The following is a 15,739-nucleotide window of genomic DNA, read 5'->3' as shown; positions in this document are numbered from 1 at the left end:
CTTAGTGCTGATGATTGTTAAACCTGTTTTTATTTTCGGATTGTTCCTCTTGCTTTTTTGCACAAAAAAAGAAGGGATGCTCCCTTCTATTTTAGCTTTTCATTATTCAATTGAAAAGATATATGAATATAACGGCTGACGACCATTATGGATTTCCACTTCAATATCTCCATAATTTTCTTCCACATATTTTGAAAGCTGGTTTACATCTTCCTCGTTAATGTCTTCCCCATAAATGATGGTTAATATTTCTGAATCCTCATCCAGCATTTGTGAAAGCAGGTCCTCGGCAACTTTGCCTTTGTCCTTGTTTTTAACAACGATTTTTCCTTCAGCAATACCCATAAAATCATCTTTCTCGATTTCTAAGCCATCAATCTGGGTATCCCTAACAGCAAAGGTGATTTGACCAGTTTTCACATGTTTTAGCGCACCATTCATAGAGTCTTCATTCGTCTGAAGACCAGCAGATGGATTGAACGCTAACAAAGCTGATAGTCCTTGCGGAACCGTTTTGGAAGGGATCACATAAATATCCTCTTCAGAAACGTCTGCGGCCTGCTGAGCTGCCATAATGATGTTTTTATTATTCGGTAAGATAAATACTTTTTTAGCATTTACTTCTTTCACTGCCTTGACGATATCCTCCGTACTCGGATTCATCGTTTGTCCGCCTTCAATCACTGCATGTGCGCCAATACTTCTGAATAAATCTGCAATCCCGGAGCCCATGGATACGGCAACAATTCCGTATTCTTGCTGTTCCTTTGCTGAGTTATCACGGTCTGTAACTGGTCCATTTTTGTGCTCGCCAACAATATTGGTATGTTGTTGACGCATATTTTCTATTTTCATATTAATTAAATTTCCATACTTTTGTCCATAGCTTAGTACTTCTCCTGGTTGTTCGGAATGAATATGAACTTTTACAACATCCTCATCCGCAATAACCAATAAAGAATCGCCCAATTTACTAAGGTCGTTTCTGAAAACACCTTCATCAAACGGATGTTTTGCAGTCTTTTCTTGTTCAAATCTCACCATAAATTCAGTGCAATACCCAAATTCAATGTCTTCTGTGTTTATATGTCCTTGGACACTTTTATGGTGTTCAGTATTGACTAACTCATCCATTGAAAGAGCTGCTGTAGGTGTATCAGGAAGCTTTTCTCCTTTTAGGACTGCAAGAAAACCTTCGTACACAAATACAAGACCTTGACCGCCACTGTCAACCACGCCAACTTCCTTTAAAACTGGAAGCAGGTCCGGAGTGCGTTTCAATGAAGCTTTTGCTTCTTTTAAAACTTCTTCCATAATTACAATGACGTCGTTTGAATGCTGGGCAGCTTGGATGGCTTTTTTAGCAGAATCCTTGGCGACAGTTAAAATGGTTCCTTCAACAGGCTTCATTACTGCTTTATAGGCTGTCTCTACTCCAGCTTCAAGGGCTTCAGCAAACTCATTCCCTGAGATTTTCGCTTTCGTTTCAACCGCCTTTGAAAAACCACGGAATAACTGCGATAGGATTACACCTGAATTGCCGCGCGCTCCCATTAGCAATCCTTTAGAAAGGGCTGCTCCTACTTTTCCAATATGGTCTTGAACATTATTCTTTACTTCCTTTGCCCCGGATGTCATCGATAAATTCATGTTAGTTCCAGTATCACCATCGGGCACGGGAAAAACGTTTAAAGCATCAACCATTTTTGCATTTGCTGACAAATGATTGGCACCTTGAATCACCATTTCGGCAAAACGTTTTCCATCTAAAGCTGTTATTGACACAAACTTTCCTCCTCTACGAGAGTTCGTAACACAAACTTACGGGTTCGTCACTCGAACTCCCTGAACGTAAATATTGACCGAGTCAACGGCAAGTCCAACAGTCTTATCGAGGGTATACTTAACCTTTGATTGCACGTTGTGGGCAATTTCGGAAATTTTTGTTCCATAGCTAACAATAATATACATATCAATATGTAATGCTTCATTCTCTTGGCGGACAATCACGCCCCGAGTGAAATTTTCTTTACGTAGTATTTCCGTAATTCCATCTTTAATTTGGTTCTTTGAGGCCATACCGACGATTCCATAACATTCAATCGCCGCTCCTCCGGCAATGGTCGCGATTACTTCGTTAGAAATATCAATTTGTCCGAACTTTGTTTTTAATTCAATGGACATGAATCGTTCCCCCTCCTGAAAAAATTGCTCCTTGACTATAGTCATTTTACTATAGTCATTGCAATATTGAAAGTTATTCCTGTCTGTTTACTATAACAGCTTAATATGAAATGTGATGTCAAGTGTTTTTTCTTGAAAGGTAACTATTGCAATCAAATAAGTTGTATGATAAATTATTAAGGTATCTCAAGTCTAGAAAATTTGTTCAAACAATTTTCTTTTTCCAGATGAGGATCTTAAAGATTGCTGTATAAAGCTTTTGGTAGTTAAGGAGGGAAATCATTATGCCACGTCAATGTGTTGTAACAGGAAAGAAAACAACAACTGGTAACGCACGTTCTCACGCTATGAACGCAAACAAGCGTACATGGGGTGCTAACCTACAAAAAGTACGTATTCTTGTTGATGGAAAGCCTAAGCGTGTTTGGGTTTCTGCAAGAGCGTTGAAATCCGGTAAAGTAGAACGCGTTTAATAAACCGTTTAGAAAGGGCATCCGATAAGGGTGTCTTTTCTTTTTGTATAAAAAAGCTTTCTCTCCTCTCCAGGAAACCATTTGTATAGTATCCCCCAATTAACAAAATAAAAAGCACCCAAATTAAACGGGTGCCATTGTAAAACGATATCATCATATATACTTATGCTATTCGTTCTTTTTAAACGCTCCAATCATCGCACGGACAAGTCCGCCTAAAAATTTCGGCAGTTTAATTGTATAAAATTTCATACTGTCCCTCCTCACAAATCTCCCCAGCTTATTTCAACTCAACATTTTTCGAACGCCCTACCATTTTATTCAAACGAACGAAATCAGTACCAAAAACATTGTAGGCACCATTCTGAGTTAGTTACTAAAACATATTAATCATGACTTCTTATCACTATTAATATGCCTTCCGAAAATGAAAAAGTACCATAATCACTAATAAGTTCATTACTAATACATAGTGTTGAACCAATTGAAATATGACGATTTTTCAAAGGGAATTTAAAGCCTTCTAAGGTGAGATTTTGGATATTTAGTGTTACAGGAACAAAAGAAATATATTTTTTTGAATCCATTTTTTCAATCTTATAACTGCCTGCTTCCTTAATAAAAACGATATTATTACGGTCAATTATGCAAATATCCACTTCATTTTTTTCTTGGATCGGTGTGAGCAATAGGTGAACATTCGCAAATAAATGATCCAATCTGCCACCAGTTGCCCCAAATATACGAATGGCGCTTGGATGCTGTTTAAGGGCCCAATTAAGGGCAAGCTCCATATCCGTTTCATCCTTTTCGGGTCTATATTTTTTCAATTCTGTAACACGGTCTTCAATAAATATTAACTCATCTGATGTCACAGAATCAAAATCACCAAAAGCAATAGAGGGAGAAATATTTCTTTGTAATAAATGATAAACCCCTCGATCGACACCTACCCAAATTACATCATTTACTAAGTACTCCGTTAAATCTGGCAAATGGTCTTCAGGGCCTCCGGCCACAATATTGATAATCATAAAAGTTCTCCTTTTTTACAATATGCAAAAAGCCAGCACGTAAGCTGGCTTTCCCATTAACCTCTTATCAGCGAAATTGCCTTCGCATAATCTTCTTGATTATAAATAGCTGAGCCTGCCACAAGAACATTTGCACCTGCGTCCAAGCAAAGCTTTGCCGTTTCTGAGTTAACACCGCCGTCAATCTCAATCTCTATGTCTAAACTTTTTTGTTCTGCCATTTCTTTTACTTTTCTTATTTTTGGAAGAACCTCAGGTATGAATTTTTGCCCTCCGAACCCTGGATTGACTGACATTAATAAGACCATATCAATTTCACCAATTATATGTTGGATGGATTCCACAGGGGTAGCAGGGTTTAAAACTACACCCGCTTTAATTCCAAAGGATTTAATATTTTGAATCGTGCGATGTAAGTGACGACAGGCCTCTACATGGACAGTAATATAATCAGCACCGGCTTTAACAAATGCCTCAATATATTCATCAGGGTTTTCAATCATAAGGTGTACATCAAGTGGCAGTTTGGTGATTGGACGAATCGCTTCAACAATCAGGGGTCCAATCGTAATATTAGGAACAAAGTGGCCATCCATGACATCAATATGAATGTAGTCAGCTCCTCCTTTTTCCACTGCTAAAATTTCTTCACCTAATTTCGAAAAATCAGCTGAAAGTATAGATGGTGCTATTTTAACCATGTTTAGTACCTCGGCTTTCTATCTTTTATCTCCTGTAAGAAGTCCAAATAATGTTCATAACGATATGCTGGGATTTCATTTGAGTCAACCGCCTGTTTCACACCACATTTAGGTTCACTTACATGCAAACAGCCTCGGAATTTGCAATTTTCACTAGCTGTTTGAATTTCAGGGAAACAAAAAGTTAAATCCTCAACTTCAATATTGGTAAATTCCAATGAACTAAAGCCTGGCGTATCTGCTATTAGTCCATTGCCAATCTTAATTAATTCCACATGCCTGGTCGTATGCTTTCCTCTGCCTAGATGCGATGAAATATCATTTGTCTTTAACTCAAGGTCAGGTCTAAGGACATTCAGTAACGATGATTTCCCAACACCAGATTGACCGGCAAAAACAGAAATTTTATTATCGACATGCGGATTTAACAGTTCAATTCCTGCTTCTGTTTCGGAAGAAGTCAGGATTACTTTATATCCCGCTGCAGTATATTGCTCTGCATAATCCTTAATCATCTTTTGCTCATCTTCGTTGGTAAGATCCATTTTGGTAATACAAATAAGCGGTTCGATCCGATTAAATTCAACTAGGACTAGGAATCGATCTAATAGGACAGTACTGAATTCTGGTTCAACAGCTGAAAACACTAGAATGGCCTGGTCAACATTTGCGATTGGCGGACGAATTAACTCATTTTTTCGAGTTTTAACTTCCATAATATATCCTTCCAAATCATTTTCAGCTTGAAAAACAACCTCGTCCCCCACAAGAGGGGTAATTTTATTTTTTCGAAATACCCCTCTTCCACGACATTGAATTAACTTATTGTTACCCAGTACATAATAGAATCCGCTTAGTGCTTTAACAATTTTTCCTTCCGGCATAGCCACACTCCTTGCCTTTCAATTAGACCACTCATTTTTGATATTAAAATTTTCGTAATCAATATAAATAGAGCTTCGTAATATTGATTATTCTGTTTCAGAATAGTTAATTACATCCTCCGCTATGACTTTTCTGTCTCGAATAATCTTGTAGCCGCCTTTTCCGCCATAAGGTATCGTTAATTCAATTTGTTTTTTGGTTGTTTCGGTAATAAAAAAGGTTTCTGCCGGTTCCGTCATACTGTGATTCATATCTTCGATGTAAATAAGAACTTCCTGCTTAGGAATAGGTTCACCGGAAACTGGAACGGTCGGTTCATACTCAATGGATATTTCCTTCACTACCGTTTTTGGGGGCTTTTCTTCTTTACCTTTTGAAATAATAACGGTTACCGTATCACCTTTATTCATTTCTGTTTTAGGTTTTGGATTTTGTGAAATCACCATGTCGGCAGGAACTTTGTCATCATATTTTTCTTCGGTCTCGATCTTAAGCCCTACTAAGGAGGCATAGTCCTCTGCACTTTTTAAAGTGTATTGTGTTAGGTCCTTTAGGATAATTGTTTCTGGTCCCTTACTAACTTCAAACTTTAATTCAGTATCTTCAGGGACAACTTTATCACCACCAGGGGGTGTTTGACTAAGGATCGTTCCTGGTTCACTTTCATCATATATCTCAGTCTTCTTAATATCTTTAAAATTCCGATTTTCCAATAAAGGAAAAACATCGTCATAAATTCTTCCAACATAATCGGATAGTTCCATTTTTTCTTTGCCGGTACTAATATATAATGTAACTTTTGTGTTTTCCTTAACCGTTGTGCCAATTTCAGGGTCTGTCTTTATAACTTTACCTTGATCAATCGCATCATCTGGAATTTCGATTTGTTTCTCTACCTCTAAACCATTTAGATTAAGTTTGGAAATGGCTTCATCTAATTCCATCCCGCTTATATCCGGGATTTTGACATCTTTTGCAGCCAATAATCCAGGTAAAAAGGTTATAGTTAAAAGCCCTAAAACAGTAAGGATAAGAAAAGTTGTAATGAGGACAGTGGGCCATTTTTTCCGCTTTTTCTTAGTCTCTTTTTCTTTCTCAGGTGTCTCCTTTTTGGTTTGGACAACTTTATCTGTACTATGGACTAATGTTTCATCCAGATTTTTATGCGGACGATCATCGGTAATAATGGGAATTGCCTTTGTTGCTTCATCATCGATTGGAATGTTAAACTTAGGTTCATTCATTCTTTCTGGATCAAGCGCTGTTCTTATATCCTCTTCCATTTCATCAACACTATTATAACGATGAAATGGATCCTTTGCAGTTGCCTTCAAGACTATATTCTCTACACTTTGTGGAATATTTGAATTCCATCTTCTAACAGAAGGTGTTTCTGATTGAAGATGCTTTAATGCAATCGAAACGGCAGATTCCCCCGAGAAAGGAAGCCTCCCTGTTAAAACTTCAAACATTACAATCCCAAGCGAATAAATATCTGATTTCCTATTTGCCATACCGCCTCTTGCTTGTTCTGGTGATAAATAGTGTACTGAACCCAAAACCGAATTAGTTTGGGTAATGCTTGTTGCACTCAATGCCATAGCAATACCAAAATCAGTGATTTTTACATTGCCTTCCCGATCAATAAGTATGTTATGTGGTTTAATATCACGATGTATAATATGATTTTGATGAGCATGAGATATGGCAGAAGTTAATTGCATCATAATATCTAAAGCTTTTTCGACACGAAGTGATGAATGTTGGTTTATGTATTGCTTTAATGTTTGCCCATTCACATATTCCATTACAATATAGTAAAGAGAATCCTCTTCGCCTACATCGTATATACTGACAATATTGGGGTGGGTAAGACTAGTAGCAGACTGTGCCTCTCTATGGAAACGGCGAATAAATTCCTCATCATTAACAAAATCAAGGCGTAGCATTTTAACAGCAACTTCTCTGTCTAAAATCATATCATGTGCTAAATAAACATTTGCCATACCGCCTCCGCCAATCATTTCAAGCACTTTATAGCGGCCGCTTATTCTTTTCCCAATAATCACTGATAATCACCCAATTCATTATCATTAGCATATTCTAAAATAATTAGGGTAATATTGTCTTCTCCACCATTCTCATTTGCCATGGTAATTAATGTAGAAGCCTTTTGTTCAAGTGAATCTTCATTTTGAAGAATTTGAATCATTTCTTTTTCATTTACTTTATTGGACAACCCATCAGAGCATAGTAAAAGATAGTCACCTTCTTCAAACATGATTGTTTTAAAATCGATTTTAACATCTTGTTCCGTTCCTAATGCTCTTAAAATCCAATTTTTCCTTGGATGATGCTCCGCATCCTCCTTGGTAATTTGTCCCGTTCTGACCAATTCGTTGACAAGTGTATGATCCTCTGTAAGCTGCTTGAAGCCCGAATCATTTAAAATATAACAGCGACTATCCCCAACATGTGCTATGGTTGTAAAATTCTCTGAAGCTATGACCGCTTCAATTGTTGTGCCCATCCCCTCACATTCTGCATGGCTTCTGGAATGGTCATATAGTAATTGATTCACTTGAAGAACATGCGTTTTTAACCAAGCTTCCGCTTGATCTGCCGTTTGAATGCCTTCAGACTTCTCCCACATTTCCTGGAGATGTGAAACAGTCATATTACTTGCTACATCACCGGCAAGGTGACCGCCCATACCATCAGCTACGATGGCAAGGCGGTGTCCGTCCCGATTTACAAAAGTACCACCACTATCTTCATTATTCTGACGAACTCTTCCTTGGTCCGTTTTAAAAACAGCTTTCACTTTTGTCACCTCGTCTCCTCTTTCCGCTCCTTTGCACGAAGTTGCCCACATGCTGCAGCTATATCTGAACCTTGCTCTCGGCGAATCGTTACATTAATTCCGCGGTTTTTCAATGTTTTTTCGAAAGCAAAAATTTTGTCTCTTGGTGTCCGTACATAATCCCTTTCAGGAACATAGTTGACAGGAATTAGATTCACATGGCACTTCAATCCTTTTAATAGTTCAGCCAATTCTTCGGCATGCTCAACTGAATCATTAACTCCTCCAAAAAGACCATATTCAAAGCTGATTCGGCGACCTGTCTTATCGATATAATACCTTACTGCCGTCATTAAGTCATCAAGTTTATACGCCTTGTTAATCGGCATTAACCTCGATCGTAATTCTGTATTTGGAGCATGCAAGGAAATCGCAAAGTTAATTTGCGTATCTTCATCGGCAAACTTATAAATCTTTGGAACAATTCCACTTGTTGAAACGGTGATATGTCGTGCTCCTATGTTAAGCGCCTTTTCATGATTAATTATTTTTAAAAATGACATCATATTATCATAATTATCGAATGGTTCACCAATCCCCATGATAACAACAGAGCTTACCCGTTCATCGGTTTCATCTAGTGTTTGCTGGACTTTAACTACTTGAGCAACGATTTCGCCTGCCTCCAAGTGTCTTTTAAGTCCGCCTAGTGTAGAAGCACAAAAGGTACATCCAATTCGACAGCCTACCTGGGTCGTGACACAAACGGAGTTCCCATAATCATGACGCATTAATACAGTCTCAATCGAATATCCATCATGAAGTTCAAAAAGGAACTTAATGGTTCCATCAGAAGAGGTTTGTTGAATTGCCGTATTTAATGTAGTTAGTACAAAATTACTTTCTAACTTTTCTCTAAGGCCCTTCGAGACATTACTCATATCCTCAAAAGATGTAATTCTTTTTTTATAAAGCCATTCAAAGATCTGTTCGGCACGAAATGGCTTTTCACCATTTTCAGAAAGCCAATCCTTTAATTCTTGTAATTGTAATGAATAAATTGATTTTTTCTTTACTTCCGCTGTTGTGTTTGTCTCAGTTGTATTTAATTGTTCCAACTGTTACACCCTCTTTCTTAATACTGCTATATAAAATCCATCTGACCCAATATCTTGTGGGAATATCTGTAAATCGAAACCTGTAATTAATGGCTGGATTGCTTCAGGCATCCGGCTTTTAAATGTTACATCCCCTTCGAATTCAGGGTTGTTCTCAAGAAATGTCTTGACTGTATATTCATTTTCTTCTTTATCGACTGTACATGTACTATAGACAAGAATACCGCCCTTTTTCAATAACGGGGTTACGGACGTTAATAAGTCTTGTTGAATGGTACTTAGCCGCTTTATATCCATCTCTGTTTTGGTATATTTCATATCTGGCTTTCTTCTCATTACACCGAGTCCGGAGCACGGAGCATCGAGAAGAATTCGATCAAATGATTCAAGCTTAAACTTTTCCTGTAAATTTCTTGAATCAGAGACACTTGTTTTAATATTTTCTAACCCTAACCGTTTGGCATTATCATTGATTAATCTTACCTTGTGCTGATGAAGGTCTACTGAAATCACTTCACCTGTATTATCCATTTTTTCAGCAATATGGGTACTTTTACCACCTGGTGCCGCGCATGCATCGAGGATATATTCGTTTGGCGATGCACCTAGAGCATATGCTGCAAGCATCGAACTTTCATCTTGGATGGTAAACATTCCATATTTGAAGGAAATAGTTGAAGCCAGATTTCCCTTTAACGAACGAATGGCCTCAGGAATGACCGGGCTTTTTTCGATTTGAAACCCATCTTCTTCTAAAATGGAGATACATTCGTCTCTTGAAATTTTCGTAAGGTTCACTCTAGCTGTTTGCAATGGTGCAGTTAGGTTGACCTCACACATTTCTTTCGTTTTATCAAAACCGAATTGAGCCACCCATCTGGTAACAAGCCATTCCGGATGACTAGTTTCAAGTGCCAGCCGCTTATTGGGATCGGCGATTTCCGAAAGTGACGGAAGCCCTTCTCTTTGGATGCTCCTTAAAACTCCATTTACCAAACTGCCGATTCCTTTATGACCACGTTTTTTGGCAATTTCAACTGCTTCGTAAATTGCAGCTCTATCAGGTATTCGATCAAGGTAAACCATTTGATATAGAGTGAGCCTTAATAAATGGTGAACCCAATTTGCTAACTTTTTATTTTCTTTGACAAACGGCTCTAAAAAATAGTCAAGCGCCATTCTTCTCTGTAATGTCCCATAGACTAATTCTGTTAAGAGGCCGACATCTTTGGCAGGAAGTTCGTTTTTTTCAATGGTAGAATTAAGAAGTAAATTGCTGTATGCCTGATTTTTCTCAATAGCAACTAACATGTCCATTGCGATGGTTCGTACATTGTTTATGGTTGATGTCATTGCTATTCTCCTAGTCTCGTGCCTACTGAAATTTTAGAACCTCTTAAGAATTGTTCACACAGCATTTTTGATTTCCCGGAAGGCTGAAGTTCAATGATTTTAATGGCTGTTTCATTTCCCGTACTAACAGTGAAGCTATCTGATTCTACCTTAAGGACAGTACCAGGTTCTATTCCCCTTTGCCCCGCTTGCTTATTAGCTCGCCATATCTTTACCACCTGACCATTCAAGGTGGTAAACGCAACCGGCCAAGGGTTTAATCCACGAATATGGTTATAGATTTCTTCACCGGTTCTTGTCCAGTTAATTTTTTCTTGTTCTCGTTTAATGTTGGATGCAAAGGTTGCATCGGCATGGTTTTGCGGCTTTGGCGTAAGTCGGCCCTCCAATAGAAGCGGCAAGGTTTCCGATAACAATTTAGCTCCGGCTTCACTTAGTTTGGCGAAAAGTGTTCCAACATTGTCTTCTTCAGTGATAGGAACCTCAATGCTTGTTAAAATATCTCCAGCATCCAATTTTTCAACCATATACATGATTGTCACACCTGTTTTCTGTTTCCCTTGAAGAATAGCGTAATGGATAGGAGCACCGCCGCGAAGTTCAGGAAGCAAGGATGCATGAACATTGATACAACCGTATTTAGGGGCTTCTAATAATTTATTGGGTAAGATTTGACCAAATGCGGCCGTAACAATTAAATCAGGTTTCAATGATAGGATCTTTTCGAGTTCTTGTTCTTGACTTATTTTTTCTGGCTGAAAGACCGGAATATCATGTTTTAAAGCCTCAACCTTTACTGGAGGGGGGGTCAATATCTTTTTCCTGCCAACTGGTCGGTCTGGTTGTGTCACTACACCAATGACATCATATCCGTCATTAATAATTTGTTGTAAAACCGGCACGGAAAAATCCGGAGTACCCATAAAAACAATTTTGGTCATTCAGATTCTACTCCTTTTAACTCATCTTCTTCTAGATATCTTATCACCTTTGTTGTAAATAAAATCCCATCAAGGTGATCGATCTCATGTTGAATTGCTCTCGCGAGAAAGCCCTCTGCTTCTAATGTATATTTTCTTCCTTTACGATCAAATGCCTCAATCTTAACAAAATTGGGTCTTGTCACTTCACCAAACAAGCCAGGGAAACTTAGACAACCTTCTGGTCCAGTTTGTTCACCAGATGTTTCTAAGATAACTGGGTTTATCATTTCTATTGTCCCTAATTCATCATCGATATCAACAATTGCGATGCGTTGGTCTAATCCAATTTGCGGGGCAGCAAGTCCTACCCCATCATATTCAATCATCGTGTCATACATATTATCAAGTACTTTTGCCAGCTTTCTATCAAACTTCACTACTGGCTTGCAAGCCTGCTCTAGTATTTCAGCAGGATAATTAACTACTTTAAGGATTGGCAAATCGTTTCCCCCATTAATGCCATTTAAAAAAAGGCGTAATTAAATTTTTTATTGCTTACATTTTCACCAAAAAAGCGAAATATTAACCTTTACAGCCTCAGGTAATAAGATGGTTACATTAAAATAAATGGATTCACATCAATTGTTACCAGTAAGCCACTCTTTGTATCTGTTTGATATTGATCCAAAATGGTTTTTAACATTTTTGTCAAGTTCGGTTCCCGCTTGTATTTTATCAGACATTGATAGCGATATCTATTATTAATCCTAGGAATTGGCGAGGCCGCCGGTCCTAAAACGACGGCATCATTTGAAACCTGAGAGCGAACATAATTAACAATTTTTTCTGTAGCTGTAACGACTGTCATTAACTGCTCATGACTGACAGTGATCAATGATAGATAATAAAATGGTGGATAATGATGTGTTTTTCGCATCATCATTTCTTGTTGATAAAAGAGATCATAATCCTGTGTCCCGGCAAGCTCAACACTATAGTGTTCAGGAGTGTAGGTTTGAATAATGACCTCTCCTGGCAACTGGTGACGTCCTGCCCTCCCGCTTACTTGGGTTAATAATTGAAAGGTTTTTTCAGAGGCACGAAAATCTGGTAAATGAAGCATAGTATCAGCCGAAAGCACACCAACTAAGGTGATATTGGGGAAATCCAAGCCTTTTGCAATCATTTGTGTCCCGAGGAGTATATCTGCTTTACCATTTTGAAAATCGGTCAATAATCGTTCGTGGGACCCCTTTCTACCTGTTGTATCCACATCCATACGAATAACCCTAGCTTCTGGAAGAATTTTTCCTAACTCATCTTCCACCTTTTGTGTACCAGTCCCAAAATAGCGGATATACTCACTGGCGCACTCCGGGCATTGCCTTGGCACATGGCTTTCATATCCACAATAATGACATTTCATTTGTTCGTGAACACGGTGGTAGGTTAGCGATATATCACAATTAGGACAATTCATCACATACCCGCAATCGCGACACATCACAAAAGAGGAATGTCCACGTTTATTTAAAAATAAAACAGATTGTTGTTTTTTTTCAATTCGGTCTTTTAACATCTCAAATAGCTTGCTTGAAAACATCGAACGATTTCCATTCCGAAGCTCCTCGCGCATGTCAATGATCTCCACTGAAGGCAGGGATTGATTATTCATCCGAGTAGGAAGTGATAAGAGATGATATACCTTCTTTTGAGCTCTAGCGAATGATTCGAGCGATGGAGTTGCGCTTCCAAGTACTACTGGGCAGTTATAGTTTTTCGCCCTTTCGATGGCTACATCCCTGGCATGGTATCGAGGCATTTCCTCCTGCTTATAGCTTGTTTCGTGTTCCTCATCAATGATAATGATGCCTAAATTTTCAAATGGTGCAAAAATTGCTGATCTAGCACCAACTGCTACTTTTACTTCCTTCCGTTGAATCTTACGCCACTCGTCATATTTTTCTCCTGCAGATAAACCACTGTGCAAAACAGCCACTAAATCCCCGAATCTTCCTTTAAAGCGATTAACCATTTGAGGGGTAAGCGAAATTTCTGGTACAAGTACAATCGCCTCCTGTCCTCTTTCAATCACCTCTTGGATGGATTGGAGGTAGATTTCTGTCTTCCCACTTCCCGTTACCCCGTACAACAAAAATACCTCATGTCGATTGGATTCAATTGAGTTTAGAATTGGCGCAATTGCAGTTTGTTGGGAATGGGTTAATGGTAATGGCTTTGTTCTTTTAAACGCCCTATCTTCAAATGGATCACGATAAACCTCCATGTCATACTCAATAAGGAGCTTTTTTTCCACAAGCGCTTTAATGGTTGAGGATGTCGTTTTTATTTCAGCGACCAATTGTCTTAATTCGATAGGATCAAAATGATCGACAAAATAACTTAATACTTGTTTTTGTTTTTCCGCTTTCTTGGGGAAGCTCTTAAGGACCTCTTTTAATTCAGCAACAGAAACTAATGGACGAACAAACTTAAGTTGTTTCTTTTTGACCTTTTCCTTAACAATGTATGTAACTGCCAGTTTTCCTTTCGCTGCCTCTTTTTGTAATAAGGGAACCATTCCATTTTTTAATGCGTCTTCCCAATCAACCATTATTTTATTTTCAAAAAGAGCTTGAAGGGGTTCTGTTAAATCAGCCAGTTGTACCCCCACAGCCAGTTGCACTTTTTTCTCATACTTTGCTTTTAATGCAGCAGGCAGCATCACCTGATAGGCAAATATTTTAAAACAAAGTGTATGTTCGGTCAGCCAATCGCCAAGCTCTAATAATTCTTTGTTTAAAACAGGCTCGAGCTCCATTGGTTCGATAATCTCTCTTAACTTTTTAAATTCTGAATGTGATTTTAACGAGGTGACAAATCCTTGGATCTTTCTAGGACCGAATGGAACGATTACTCTCATTCCAGGCTGGATGACTTCGCTTAACTGATCTGGAATCAAATAATCGAAGGCCCGGTCGGTTTGCTTTGTCGGTACATCCACAATCACACTAGCTATCTCCATTTTCATCCATATCCTTTAAAAGGGAAGTAATTTCTTCAATAATCATTTTTGCTACATTACTTTTTGACATAAGTGGTAATTCGATTACGTTTCCTGAACGTTTATACAGGGTAACAATATTCGTGTCCGTCCCAAACCCTGCCCCTTCCGCTTTCACATTGTTGGCGACAATTATATCAGCGTTTTTAGCAGTTAACTTTTTTCTAGCATATTCTTCCACATTATCCGTTTCAGCAGCAAAGCCCACCAACACTTGGTTCCTCTTTCTCTTTCCAAGCTCCATCAGGATATCTTTTGTTCTTTCCAATTCAATACTCGAGTCACCTGCTTGCTTTTTCACCTTATGATCATAGGTGATTTTCGGACGATAATCAGCAACGGCTGCTGTTTTTATGACAACATCCGCTTTTGAGTAAGATTCCAAAACAGCCTTGTACATTTCCTCCGCACTTTCCACTTTCACCACTTCGATTCCTAAAGAAGCTGTAAGATTGACCGGACCTGAAACTAATACCACATGAGCCCCTTGTCTCTTTGCCTCTTCAGCTAGAGCATACCCCATTTTCCCGGTCGAATGATTTGAAATAAACCGAACAGGATCAATTTTTTCACGAGTCGGTCCTGCAGTTACTACAACAGTTTTTCCTTTTAAGGGCTGGTGCTCTCGCTTGATAAAATATTCTCTGATGATATCCACAATTTTTTCCGGTTCTTCCAATCGTCCCTTTCCAACATAGCCACAGGCTAGATATCCTTCACTAGGTTCAATGAATTGATAACCGTATTCCTCTAAGAGTGATAAGTTTTTTTTCACAGCAGGATGATCATACATATGTACATTCATGGCAGGAGCAATCCAAACAGGCGAGGTGGCTGCAAGCAATGTTGTTGTTATCATATTATCTGCGATTCCGCTCGCAATTTTCCCAATGGTATTTGCCGTAGCAGGAGCAACTAGAATTAAATCAGCCCAATCTGCTAAATCAATATGTGCAATGACACGTGGATTGATTTCATCAAAAGTATCAACATGCACTTCATTGCGAGATAATGCCTGAAAGGTTAATGGGGTAACAAACTTTTGAGCTGATTCACTTAAAATTACTTTTACTTGTGCTCCAGTCTGAACAAGCTTACTTGTTAGTGCTGCTGCTTTATAGACAGCTATTCCACCTGTCACACATAATAATATTTTTTTATCTTTCATTATCATTGCTTCCCTCGCTTCTTAGTCCATTTG

At 38.5% G+C, this 15,739-nt stretch carries 15 protein-coding genes; 1 reads left to right on the top strand and 14 read right to left on the bottom strand.

Annotation, left to right across the window (positions count from 1 at the left end; translation table 11 throughout):
• Positions 1–102: 102 nt before the first annotated feature.
• On the bottom strand, positions 103–1,785 hold the full coding sequence (locus ACE198_RS04315) for a DAK2 domain-containing protein (protein ID WP_375374791.1): 1,683 nt from the start codon (positions 1,783–1,785) through the stop codon (positions 103–105).
• A gap of 36 nt (positions 1,786–1,821) precedes the next feature.
• The gene (locus ACE198_RS04310; protein ID WP_026566425.1) at positions 1,822–2,184 is read right to left on the bottom strand and encodes an Asp23/Gls24 family envelope stress response protein; all 363 of its coding nucleotides are present in this window, start codon (positions 2,182–2,184) and stop codon (positions 1,822–1,824) included.
• Between the two features lie 284 nt (positions 2,185–2,468).
• On the opposite strand from ACE198_RS04310, the gene rpmB reads away from it, so the two are divergent.
• Positions 2,469–2,657, top strand: a complete 189-nt coding sequence (rpmB, locus tag ACE198_RS04305) for a 50S ribosomal protein L28 (RefSeq protein ID WP_026566424.1) — start codon at positions 2,469–2,471, stop codon at positions 2,655–2,657.
• Between the two features lie 168 nt (positions 2,658–2,825).
• Here the strand turns inward: rpmB and spoVM are convergent, their stop codons facing one another.
• The 12 genes from spoVM to coaBC form a co-directional block, all read right to left on the bottom strand.
• Positions 2,826–2,909 (bottom strand): stage V sporulation protein SpoVM, encoded by an 84-nt coding sequence (spoVM, locus tag ACE198_RS04300; protein ID WP_035445740.1) that lies wholly within the window; start codon positions 2,907–2,909, stop codon positions 2,826–2,828.
• A 134-nt stretch (positions 2,910–3,043) separates the two neighbouring features.
• Positions 3,044–3,691 carry a thiamine diphosphokinase gene (locus ACE198_RS04295; protein ID WP_251456123.1) on the bottom strand — a complete coding sequence of 216 codons (648 nt, stop codon included), beginning with the start codon at positions 3,689–3,691 and terminating at the stop codon, positions 3,044–3,046.
• Positions 3,692–3,747: 56 nt separating this feature from the next.
• The gene (rpe, locus tag ACE198_RS04290) at positions 3,748–4,392 is read right to left on the bottom strand and encodes a ribulose-phosphate 3-epimerase (RefSeq protein ID WP_098572716.1); all 645 of its coding nucleotides are present in this window, start codon (positions 4,390–4,392) and stop codon (positions 3,748–3,750) included.
• A 2-nt stretch (positions 4,393–4,394) separates the two neighbouring features.
• Positions 4,395–5,276, bottom strand: coding sequence for a ribosome small subunit-dependent GTPase A (gene rsgA, locus ACE198_RS04285; RefSeq protein ID WP_375374790.1), 882 nt, complete (start codon positions 5,274–5,276; stop codon positions 4,395–4,397).
• Between the two features lie 87 nt (positions 5,277–5,363).
• A complete protein-coding gene (gene pknB / locus ACE198_RS04280) occupies positions 5,364–7,346 on the bottom strand; it encodes a Stk1 family PASTA domain-containing Ser/Thr kinase (protein ID WP_251456126.1) in 1,983 nt (660 codons plus the stop codon).
• Complete coding sequence (locus tag ACE198_RS04275; protein WP_251456724.1) at positions 7,343–8,101, bottom strand: Stp1/IreP family PP2C-type Ser/Thr phosphatase; 759 nt, start codon at positions 8,099–8,101, stop codon at positions 7,343–7,345. The genes pknB and ACE198_RS04275 overlap by 4 nt, the downstream gene beginning before the upstream one ends.
• Before the next feature lie 5 nt (positions 8,102–8,106).
• Positions 8,107–9,198: a dual-specificity RNA methyltransferase RlmN gene (gene rlmN, locus ACE198_RS04270; protein ID WP_098572713.1), complete on the bottom strand. Its 1,092-nt coding sequence runs from the start codon at positions 9,196–9,198 to the stop codon at positions 8,107–8,109.
• A gap of 3 nt (positions 9,199–9,201) precedes the next feature.
• A complete protein-coding gene (rsmB, locus tag ACE198_RS04265) occupies positions 9,202–10,551 on the bottom strand; it encodes a 16S rRNA (cytosine(967)-C(5))-methyltransferase RsmB (protein WP_251456128.1) in 1,350 nt (449 codons plus the stop codon).
• Between the two features lie 2 nt (positions 10,552–10,553).
• Positions 10,554–11,492 (bottom strand): methionyl-tRNA formyltransferase, encoded by a 939-nt coding sequence (fmt, locus tag ACE198_RS04260; RefSeq protein WP_251456130.1) that lies wholly within the window; start codon positions 11,490–11,492, stop codon positions 10,554–10,556.
• Positions 11,489–11,974: a peptide deformylase gene (gene def / locus ACE198_RS04255; protein WP_375374789.1), complete on the bottom strand. Its 486-nt coding sequence runs from the start codon at positions 11,972–11,974 to the stop codon at positions 11,489–11,491. Before def ends, fmt begins: the two co-directional genes overlap by 4 nt.
• 113 nt (positions 11,975–12,087) lie before the next feature.
• Positions 12,088–14,499 (bottom strand): primosomal protein N', encoded by a 2,412-nt coding sequence (gene priA / locus ACE198_RS04250; RefSeq protein ID WP_375374788.1) that lies wholly within the window; start codon positions 14,497–14,499, stop codon positions 12,088–12,090.
• Positions 14,486–15,709, bottom strand: a complete 1,224-nt coding sequence (gene coaBC, locus ACE198_RS04245; RefSeq protein WP_375374857.1) for a bifunctional phosphopantothenoylcysteine decarboxylase/phosphopantothenate--cysteine ligase CoaBC — start codon at positions 15,707–15,709, stop codon at positions 14,486–14,488. Before coaBC ends, priA begins: the two co-directional genes overlap by 14 nt.
• Between the last annotated feature and the right edge of the window lie 30 nt (positions 15,710–15,739).

It is taken from the genome of Neobacillus sp. KR4-4 (genome assembly GCF_042136325.1).
In the GTDB taxonomy this organism is placed as follows: Bacteria; Bacillota; Bacilli; order Bacillales; family Cytobacillaceae; genus Neobacillus.
The sequence above is the reverse complement of the archived record's forward strand: the minus strand, read 5'-3'. Positions and strand labels throughout refer to the sequence as shown.